Here is an 8,156-nt window from a genome sequence, read left to right as displayed (position 1 = left end):
CAATATTATGGCAAATTTTGAATATATGGGATGGCCTGCAATTGACATGCTGGTCAATGATAAGTTATTGGAACGTCCAAATGAACATGTGGGCTTAATTATGCAGGAATTGCGCAGTGCCGTCAACCAATTCGGACAGGAGCGGTGTTTTTGTGAAGCGTTTGGTGCAGGAGGGTGGGATTCCACGCTGGCTGATTTCAAAAGAGTAGGCGACTGGCTGATGGTAAATGGAGTCAATTTTATCAATGAACATCTGACCTATACCTCCTATATCGGAGCAAGAAAGCGGGATCATCCCCAGTCATTTGACTGGAGACAGCCCTGGTGGGAGCAGTTTACCGGCGTAAATGATTATTTTGGAAGAGTGTGTGCACTTCTATCCCAGGGACACATGGAACAGCGTATATTGCTGATGCATCCCACGCTTACCGGATATCTGAGAATTATGGATGGGGAGCCGTCGGGACTGGTTGTGACAGACAATCTGTCAAAGACTCCGGATATGCGTCCGTATTTTGCCGCCATGCAGCAGTTAATCGATGATCAGTGGGACTTTGACCTGGGAAATGAAGACATCATGAGACGTCATGGCAATGCTTCATCCGGCAGAATGCAGCTGAGAAATCAGGAATACCAGGTAATATTGATTACCGGGGAAATGAAAAATATGCTTCCGTCCACGGTAGATCTGCTGGAGAAATATTTGGGCGAAGGGGGTCAGGTAATCAGTCTTGGAACGCCGGGAGGCTACGTGGAAGGAAGAGAAAACCATTACGTAGAAGTGAATCTGTGTCACCATAAAAATTGGATACCGGTAAAAACCCCGCTTGAAATGTCCCGGAAACTGCAGGAATTACTTGCTAATCGTATAGAGGCAGAACACCCATTTGAGACTGGTGTAGAACATATGAGACGCGTATTAGATGAGAAATACAGCATTTATTATTTTGTAAACCACAGTCTTGACAGCGTGCATAATGTGATCACAATAGATGGCACGCAAGTGAAATATCTGGACTTATGGGATGGCAAAGCGAAAGTGTATCCCTATGAGGAAAAGGAAGGCAAAGTTTCTTTTTCACTGGATTTAGACCGTTATGAATCAGCAATGTTTCTGATATGCGGGCAAGATGGAATGGAGTCAGAGTTAGATATTATTTCCTCAGAGGAGACTTTCACAAAGCCCACAGTGGAAGAAAAAGCAGAAATTCCGGTGGTGTTAGAAAAAATTGAAGCGGAATCGAAGAACAGTATGATTATCGATTATTGTGATCTGGAGCTGGATGGCAGAACTTACTCAGATATGTGTGCGTTATTTGCAGGCAAAGAGGTTTACCGGCATCGGGGGTATTCCGATAATCCCTGGGATAATCAGGTACAGTATAAGAGGCGTTATCTGGACAGTAATCAATTTGAAGAAGGCACCGGATTTACAGCAACGTACCGCTTCTATGTGGAAGATGTTCCGAACATAATCGAGCTTGCGGCAGAACAGGGCAGCCAGTATGAAGTTGCGCTAAACGGAAAACCTGTTATCTGGAAAGAAGGATATTATCTGGATGAGCTGAATACCATCGCAGATATTGCCGGCTTATTGAAAAAGGGCGAAAATACAGTGGCTTTTAAAACGGACAGATTTGACGTCAGACTGGAAGTAGAGCCGGTTTATATCCGGGGCGAATTCCATGTAGTTTCCAGAGAAGGAATCTGGACGATAACAAAGAAGGAAGAGCTTCAGTATGGAACCTGGGTAGAACAGGGCTATCCTATGTATGAAGGTGCCGTGCTGTACAGCTACACATTTACAAAAGTAAAAGAGGGGAAAGTGATCGTAACCGTTCCGCAGCTGGAGACTACCTGTGCTTCCTTATTTGTAAATGATATCGAAACGGGATTAATTGGAGTAAATGGAAATTATCGCTTCGACATTACGAAATGTTGTGTTTCCGGAAAGAACGAAATAAAAGTCCGTGTGTGCGGCGGCTTTAAAAATCTGCTGGGACCCCATCACTGTGTTGATCAGCCGCGCAGGTCCGCATGGCCGGATATGTGGCGGCAGTCGCCACGGTTTGGAAGACCCGGAGCAGAGGAATATGATTTGATTCCTTATGGAATGCAGGAAGGTATCCATGTATTTCAGTAAAAGGTCATGTAATACCGATTATACTTTTGGTTGACATTTTGTGGGAGATTAGTTCCAAATGAAGGGCACATAGCGGGCTATGTAACCTGAATTTGGAACTAATTTACCGGGAAGTGGAGCGTGGGATGGCAGGAATGCATTCTCAAACAGGACCGGGACCGGAAAAATCAAATCAAAAGAAAATCTTTCACGCGCCGGTTGAAGTCTCTGGCCTCTTCATAAGCCGCATGTCCAAGTCCATGATAGATAACGATACGTTTGTCAGGGATTTTTTCAGCCATTTCTTTTGCAGCTTCACAACCTACCACTTTATCACTATCGCCGCCAACTATTAACGCAGGGCATATGATATTTTCAAGTTCATTGTAAGCATCATGAGTCAATACCGCCTTTGCCTGAATCAAAAATCTGTCAAAATGACTCGGCTTCCCAATTCGGCTGACAAGAGGATAAGCCAGACGGTAGGTTTTTAATTTTTGTGGCGAATACGTATTCTCAAGGGTATCAATCATTAAGGACTGATAATCACCGCATTTGGCATACTCCGCCCATGTGTTGACAGCATTGCGAAGTATGTCGTTTGCCCTTGGGGCTGAAACAGCGATTACCAGCTTTTCAACTATCCGGGGATAATCAATGGCAAACCATTGTGCAATCATACCACCTTGTGATACCCCCATTAGAAATATTTTTTCTATTCCAAGCTGGTCAAGTGCGGTCTTCAAATCTTTTGCCATGTCTCGTGTGGTATAGACATCCTGCATTTTCTCTTTTCTACTGAACACATACACCTTAAAATCTTTCAAAAATGCACGAAAATAGAAAGCTAAATTTATAGCCTGACCCTTTACGGTTTTCAGCCCATCTGATAAGCCGGGCAAAATTATAAGCGGGGTTTGTCCCCGTCCAAATTCCACATAATGCATTGCTGTTCCGTCAATGACAGCGGAGTTTTCTTTCACGCCAAATAACAAAGGTACACACCCCCTTATGAAAATCCTTGTTTTAATATCTCCATATAGTCCGTTAGAGATCTCACATATTCATTTTTTAAAGCATCTATTTCAGAACCGATTCCGCTTTGTACTTCTGATTTGCTGATAAACTCCTCATTAAACCCCTGCAAAAACCATTTCAACACATGATTCGTTTTTTGTTTGTTCCATTTAAACTGTGCCGGATCAATATCTGCCAGCAAATCATTATAAACTTCCTGACTTGCATAATGGTATCTGGCTTTTGTCTTTCTATAAATGTCCGTATCATTTTTGCTGAACGCTTTCATGATAAAATTGTACTTTTCGGGGTTCTGGACGTACCAGGAAAATTCCAATTCGGAGTATTTTATTACCCGCTCAAATAAATCCCCCGGGAGGCTGTCCCGCATGTTATCTAAGCTAGAAACAAGCTCTCCGGTAACGCAATCAAGCAGATAAAAATACAACTCCTCTTTACTTTCAAAGTATTTAAAAAGGCTGCCTTTACTAATGCCGCAATTTTTAACAATTCTGTTAGTGGAACTGTCGGTATATCCGTGTTTGCCAAATTCAGCTATTCCTACTGAAATAATGGTTTGCCTTTTTTCGTTATGTAATTCATAAAAAAGATTAGCAGGCAATGGGATGCTCCTTTCTGTGACCACCCGGTCACTACAACTCAAAAATATCAGTGACCATGCGGTCACTGAACAAAGTATATCATATAAATGGGTATAAGGTCAAGGTGCTTTTACTTGTAGAGAATTTGCATTTATGATGCGGTTTTTTATGACAATCCGCAAACTACTTGCTACTTGTTAGATTCCAGATTCTTTACAATTTCCTGATACCGTAATGTAGCCAATGCACTGGGCTCTCCCTGGCGGCAGAACGTAAGCCCCGACAGTTTCCGGTTAGTACGCTGTACTACAATCTGTCCGTCCTGCATTCTGGATTCCAGTGCATGAAACGCTTCCAGGAAGCGGCTGTCTTGTTTTGCACGTTTATAAAATGATAAAACGTAGACATAGAAGAAGAGGTTATAGCTGCGAAATGGATACTCCACTTGCATAAATAACTTGCCGATTCCATAGTGGCAGGGACCGATAGGCTTTCGGATTGTCCAATGCGCCAGGAGAAAATCAACAGCATGATCAAGCGCCGGTTCATTTTGAAAATCGATGCTGAAACGGAAAGCATCCAGGGCATTCAAGGTTGGATGTGGATTGGAGTATTCTGTTTCCGGTCCTCTGCCGAAGCTGAATTTATTGCAGCGCCATCCGCCATCCCGGTACTGTGTATCCAGCAGATGCCGCAATGTCTTCTTTACTCGCTCATCAGAGGCATATCCCATGCGGCAGAGTACGCTGGCGGCATGGGTTGTCTGACATGGATAGATAGCGCCCTTAGGGGTTAACTTCAGCCGTCCGTCATCCCTCCAGACGCTGAATAACAGATCCGCACATTCCTTTAAAACAGGATCATCCGGGTCCATACCTAATTCCAATAGATACAGTATACTTTCCAAAGTTGAGAACGGAGCCCCTTTTATCAGATTCTTATCAGGCGTTGTCCAGTAATCCCCTCCATTATCCTGTCTGTGGGATAATACAGCATCCATATCGGAACAAGTTTGTTTTTCAATATTCTTTTTTTCTATCGTCATTTCAAGCACCTTCCATTTCTAATCTGTATTTATATTTCTAAAGCAGAGTATAGCGCAAAAATAAGACAACAGTCTGTCATATTTCATATAAATTTTTCGCCTGATTTAAAAATTCCTTCATTTCCTGACGCAGACTTTCCGGTGCAAGTATTTCAGCTTTATCTCCCAAACCAGCCATGGTACTGATCACCCATTGCGGATTCTCGGTTGAGAACGTAATAAATAAATTGTGATCCACAGTTTTTATATTTTCAATGCCAAAAAAATCAATTGCCAGAAATTCATAGGATTGATCCATTCGTATAGAGACCTGAACTCCGCTGCTGTTTGCAAGTTGACTGTTCAACGAGGGGATTGCATAATTTTCCCGTTCTTTAAAACTGGATTCCCGAATTTTCAAATCAGTAATCCGGCTTATTTTAAATATACGAAAATCTTCCCGGAAGGTACAATAAGCGAACAGATACCAGCTTTCTTCTTTGAAAATCAATTTATAGGGTTCCACTTCCCGATGGGAATAACCGTTTCCGCTATAATAACTCAATTCCAAAAGCTGATGGCGGGCAATAGCAGACCTGATTATTTTGATATTGTGAATCAAAGTGCTTTTTTGATTCCAGGAAGTAAAATCAATAATCACATCATTTTCCAAGAATAAATGTTCCTCGCTGCTGAAACGCAGTTTTGCCAGCAGTGATTTAATTTTTAACTGATCATCAATACTTGCCAGACCATGTATGGCGGCAATCAGGATATCCATGTCTTCTTTGTTAAGCGCTGATTTGCTGTAGCGAAAATCAGGCATTAGCGAGATTCCGCCTCCTATCCCCTGCTGAGAGATAACGGGAAATCCGGCACTGGACAAATCCAGCAAATCCCGGTGAATCGTTCGGACAGATACCTCAAAATAGGAGGCAAGTTCCTTTGCAGTGATTTTTTCTTTCTCTAATAATATACACAATATGCCAAACATACGATTACTTTTCATTGGTTTCACCTCATAGGTATTATCATATGAAATAAGATATATAATGTCAAGTTTAGCGGCTGGAATTAGTGTTACAGCGAACGCTTTATATTTGGGTTTAGCTGATAAAGACGCTTTGTGGAATATAGGTAGTGTACGGAAAGATTGGAGTAGAAAAATTGCATGGACTCCGTCAGCTTAACGCAGAACTGGTATTTTCTAACCTTTCCGAAGTCCTTTTTGGCGGCACGCGGGCATTCACCGAGAAATCCTGATGCATTTCTCGGTTCAGTACCCGCTTAGTATCCGATGGGAGCCAGTCGAATACTATCCGCCAAAAAACACTCCGGTAAGCTAAGAAAATACACAGCTCTGCTATACGCTTCCTCCGCCCATGCAATTTTCCTACTCCAATCTTTCCGAGATAGCATTCGTTGATACAAAGCTGGTTTTCTTGAGGGCACTGAAAAACATAGGTTTTTAAATCCTTCCTTACTAATAAAACACAAAATCCACCAGACTACAATTTTTCCGGTGGATTTTTGTGTAATTTCTATTGATGATTCCTTATTCTGAACCAGAGATTCCTTTATTTTACCCCATCAATTTCATGATTCGTTTTAGGTTCACTGCAAATATTGCCATCGCTCCCTGCATTTCCATGCCAATAAGACCTGATGATGACGCAACGTCATAACCATGTCTATGTTTTAACTCGCTGTTTTTTGCTTCTATCTTATAACGCTCTTTTACTTTTTCTTTAAAATATTCCGTTTCCTGAAATTGTGCCTGCTCGCTATGGGTATCGCCTATGACCGTCTCTGTATAAGTCTTTTTTTTCGCTCCCTCTTTGTAGCATCCTTCTCTGTAATGGCATTTTTTACATTTTTTTATGTCAAAGTAATCGGTTATCCGCGCATTCCTTCCCTTAGCATTTTGTTTGTTTAGATATTTATGGATTGCTATATGTCCCGCTTTACATTGGTACATTCCAGCATCTTTGTTAAATTCATATCTATCTTCCTCTTTGCGGTTCCCTTGTGTAACATTACTGCATAATCTAGCCACCAGTTCATAATCTTCTTCTTTTGCAGCATCTATATTTTTTTTGCTTGCATATGCCTTGTCACCGATAACCGTTTTGATCTCCATTCCTGCTTCCCTGCTTTTCTGAACCAGGGCTGCCAATTCCTTTCCATCCGTTTTCTCGCCGCTGGTTATTGTGGCCGCTGTAATAATTCTTTCTTCCGTCATGGCGATATGTGTTTTATATCCAAAGAAGGAGGTGTCTGCTGTCTTATGCCCAATTTTTGCATCCCCATCTTTTGAGATATCCATTTGTTCAAGGTCATCACGCACTGCTTCTTCTAATAATTTCATTTTTTCCTGCACTTTGGGATAACTGCATATCGTTTCATTCTCTTTTATCGTGGAAATAAGCTGATTGCAATACACCAGTTCTTTTTCCATAGAATCTTCTGTATTTTTAGCAGGAAACTGGTTTTTCATGGTTTCTTCCACTTCATAAACGGTACGCCGTAGTTTTTTTGACTTTTCCTGTAGTGCCTGCCGCGGAGTCATTTGATTGTATCTTGATTTTGTATGTGTGGCATCAACAATAATGGTTTTGGATTTTATGATTCGCTGCTCTAATGCAATCTGGACTGTTTTTGCAATCAGCGTATCTAAAAGTGCCATGTCTTTTAATCGCAGTTTACGAAATTTCGTCAATGAGCTGGGATTAATAACCGCCTCCTCCGGCACCATATCCAGAAAGTATTTAAAAGACATATCATACCTGGAACGCTCTACGACGTCCACATCCGATAAATCATAAAGTGCTTTTAACAGCAGATATTTAAACATGCGGATAGGTGGAACTGCATTACGTCCGTTATCAAGACAATATTTATCAATTAACTCATCATAAATAAATCCGAAGTTTACGAATTCTTTTATCTGTCGGAGAAGATTATTCTTGGGAACCACCAATTCATATATTTTCATGTAGGAACTTAATACTAAATTTTGTTGTTGATCTACCATAAAAACACCGCCTTTATTTGATACATTACATTATATCAAAAATAGACGGTGATATCTACTTTTTCAGTGCCCTCGGTTTTCTTAGCATGGTGGGACCCCTGGGTTGTGGCTGGCTGTTTTTTATTGGATGCAGAGCAGTATGTTCCGGCTGTTTATGCGTAAAAAAGATAAACGTCTAACACTTTTTCTGATTACAGAATGAAAAATAATCACGGTTTCAAGATCAGTTGCTTTACATCAGTTGCTATACATAGTTGCTATACATCAGTTGTTTTAAGCCAATAGCGTCCAGCATGCCACAACCCCAGGGTTCCAACCTGCTGAGAAAACCAGCTTTGTATCAACGAATGCTATCTC

At 41.3% G+C, this 8,156-nt stretch carries 6 protein-coding genes; 1 reads left to right on the top strand and 5 read right to left on the bottom strand.

From position 1 onward, the window contains the following. A partial coding sequence (locus ACH2DQ_RS08435) for a hypothetical protein (protein WP_395026358.1) occupies nucleotides 1–2,143 on the top strand: 2,143 nt, incomplete at its 5' end. Between the two features lie 167 nt (nucleotides 2,144–2,310). Here the strand turns inward: ACH2DQ_RS08435 and ACH2DQ_RS08430 are convergent. The 5 genes from ACH2DQ_RS08430 to ACH2DQ_RS08410 all read right to left on the bottom strand — a co-directional run bounded on the left by ACH2DQ_RS08430 (nucleotide 2,311) and on the right by ACH2DQ_RS08410 (nucleotide 7,799). Next, nucleotides 2,311–3,117, bottom strand: a complete 807-nt coding sequence (locus ACH2DQ_RS08430) for an alpha/beta fold hydrolase (RefSeq protein ID WP_394911890.1) — start codon at nucleotides 3,115–3,117, stop codon at nucleotides 2,311–2,313. A 14-nt stretch (nucleotides 3,118–3,131) separates the two neighbouring features. Continuing rightward, nucleotides 3,132–3,761, bottom strand: a complete 630-nt coding sequence (locus tag ACH2DQ_RS08425; protein ID WP_394911889.1) for a TetR/AcrR family transcriptional regulator — start codon at nucleotides 3,759–3,761, stop codon at nucleotides 3,132–3,134. A gap of 170 nt (nucleotides 3,762–3,931) precedes the next feature. Then, nucleotides 3,932–4,786 (bottom strand): prenyltransferase, encoded by an 855-nt coding sequence (locus tag ACH2DQ_RS08420; protein ID WP_394911888.1) that lies wholly within the window; start codon nucleotides 4,784–4,786, stop codon nucleotides 3,932–3,934. A gap of 76 nt (nucleotides 4,787–4,862) precedes the next feature. Beyond that, the gene (locus ACH2DQ_RS08415; RefSeq protein ID WP_394911887.1) at nucleotides 4,863–5,774 is read right to left on the bottom strand and encodes a helix-turn-helix transcriptional regulator; all 912 of its coding nucleotides are present in this window, start codon (nucleotides 5,772–5,774) and stop codon (nucleotides 4,863–4,865) included. A 573-nt stretch (nucleotides 5,775–6,347) separates the two neighbouring features. Beyond that, nucleotides 6,348–7,799: an IS1182 family transposase gene (locus ACH2DQ_RS08410; RefSeq protein ID WP_394911886.1), complete on the bottom strand. Its 1,452-nt coding sequence runs from the start codon at nucleotides 7,797–7,799 to the stop codon at nucleotides 6,348–6,350. Between the last annotated feature and the right edge of the window lie 357 nt (nucleotides 7,800–8,156).

Source organism: Robinsoniella sp. (assembly GCF_034124845.1).
The sequence above is the reverse complement of the archived record's forward strand: the minus strand, read 5'-3'. Positions and strand labels throughout refer to the sequence as shown.

Coding starts and splice junctions, on each gene's coding strand:
- ACH2DQ_RS08420 (WP_394911888.1), bottom strand. CDS start 4,786: ATGACGATAGAAAAAAAGAATATTGAAAAACAAACTTGTTCCGATATG.
- ACH2DQ_RS08410 (WP_394911886.1), bottom strand. CDS start 7,799: ATGGTAGATCAACAACAAAATTTAGTATTAAGTTCCTACATGAAAATA.
- ACH2DQ_RS08415 (WP_394911887.1), bottom strand. CDS start 5,774: ATGAAAAGTAATCGTATGTTTGGCATATTGTGTATATTATTAGAGAAA.